Origin of the sequence: Salegentibacter sp. BDJ18 (assembly GCF_017579965.1) — a bacterium.
Taxonomy (GTDB): Bacteria; Bacteroidota; Bacteroidia; order Flavobacteriales; family Flavobacteriaceae; genus Salegentibacter.
The window spans coordinates 1-1,562 of sequence record NZ_JAFLQX010000034.1; the positions used below are offsets into that span (position 1 = coordinate 1).

At 49.2% G+C, this 1,562-nt stretch carries 1 tRNA gene and 1 rRNA gene; both read left to right on the forward strand.

Going from position 1 to position 1,562, the window contains the following annotated elements:
- Positions 1-1,184, forward strand: a 16S ribosomal RNA gene (locus J0871_RS17220); the annotation flags it as partial.
- Positions 1,185-1,294: 110 nt separating this feature from the next.
- Positions 1,295-1,368 (forward strand) — tRNA-Ile (locus J0871_RS17225).
- Positions 1,369-1,562: the final 194 nt, after the last annotated feature.

Below are 1,562 nucleotides of genomic sequence, written 5' to 3' on the forward strand. Positions count from 1 at the left end.
ACGGGAGGCAGCAGTGAGGAATATTGGACAATGGGCGAGAGCCTGATCCAGCCATGCCGCGTGCAGGAAGACTGCCCTATGGGTTGTAAACTGCTTTTACAGAGGAAGAACCACTCCCACGTGTGGGGGTTTGACGGTACTCTGCGAATAAGGATCGGCTAACTCCGTGCCAGCAGCCGCGGTAATACGGAGGATCCAAGCGTTATCCGGAATCATTGGGTTTAAAGGGTCCGTAGGCGGGCAGTTAAGTCAGTGGTGAAAGTCTTCCGCTCAACGGGAGAACTGCCATTGATACTGATTGTCTTGAGTTATTATGAAGTGGTTAGAATGAGTAGTGTAGCGGTGAAATGCATAGATATTACTCAGAATACCGATTGCGAAGGCAGATCACTAATAATATACTGACGCTGATGGACGAAAGCGTAGGTAGCGAACAGGATTAGATACCCTGGTAGTCTACGCCGTAAACGATGGTTACTAGCTGTTCGGCCCGATTAAGGGCTGAGTGGTTAAGCGAAAGTGATAAGTAACCCACCTGGGGAGTACGTTCGCAAGAATGAAACTCAAAGGAATTGACGGGGGCCCGCACAAGCGGTGGAGCATGTGGTTTAATTCGATGATACGCGAGGAACCTTACCAGGGCTTAAATGTAGTCTGACAGGAGTGGAAACACTTTTTTCTTCGGACAGATTACAAGGTGCTGCATGGTTGTCGTCAGCTCGTGCCGTGAGGTGTCAGGTTAAGTCCTATAACGAGCGCAACCCCTGTGGTTAGTTGCCAGCGAGTAATGTCGGGAACTCTAGCCAGACTGCCGGTGCAAACCGTGAGGAAGGTGGGGATGACGTCAAATCATCACGGCCCTTACGTCCTGGGCCACACACGTGCTACAATGGTAGGGACAGAGAGCAGCCACTTCGCGAGAAGGAGCGAATCTACAAACCCTATCACAGTTCGGATCGCAGTCTGCAACTCGACTGCGTGAAGCTGGAATCGCTAGTAATCGCATATCAGCCATGATGCGGTGAATACGTTCCCGGGCCTTGTACACACCGCCCGTCAAGCCATGGAAGCCGGGGGTACCTGAAGTCGGTCACCGCAAGGAGCCGCCTAGGGTAAAACTGGTAACTGGGGCTAAGTCGTAACAAGGTAGCCGTACCGGAAGGTGCGGCTGGAACACCTCCTTTCTAGAGCAATGCACTTTAAGTGCAACGCGCAATAATCAAAAGGGAAGTTCTTAAAGACCTTTTTTGGTCTTGATTCTAAGCTGTCGATTTAATATTTAAAGAATAAGGACAGTCTCATAGCTCAGCTGGTTAGAGCGCTACACTGATAATGTAGAGGTCGGCAGTTCGAGTCTGCCTGAGACTACGACGCGCTAAGGCGCAGTTCAAAGTTAAAGGTTCATAGTTCAAAGTAATTTGAATTTGAGACAACAACGTTCATTACAAATTGAAAGGAAATTTTAGAAGTTGGGTAACCCAGTTTGCAGTAAGCAGGAGCAGTTAGCAGTAATAAAGACTGCCATACTGAATACTGAGACTGCCGACTAACAAATGGGGGAT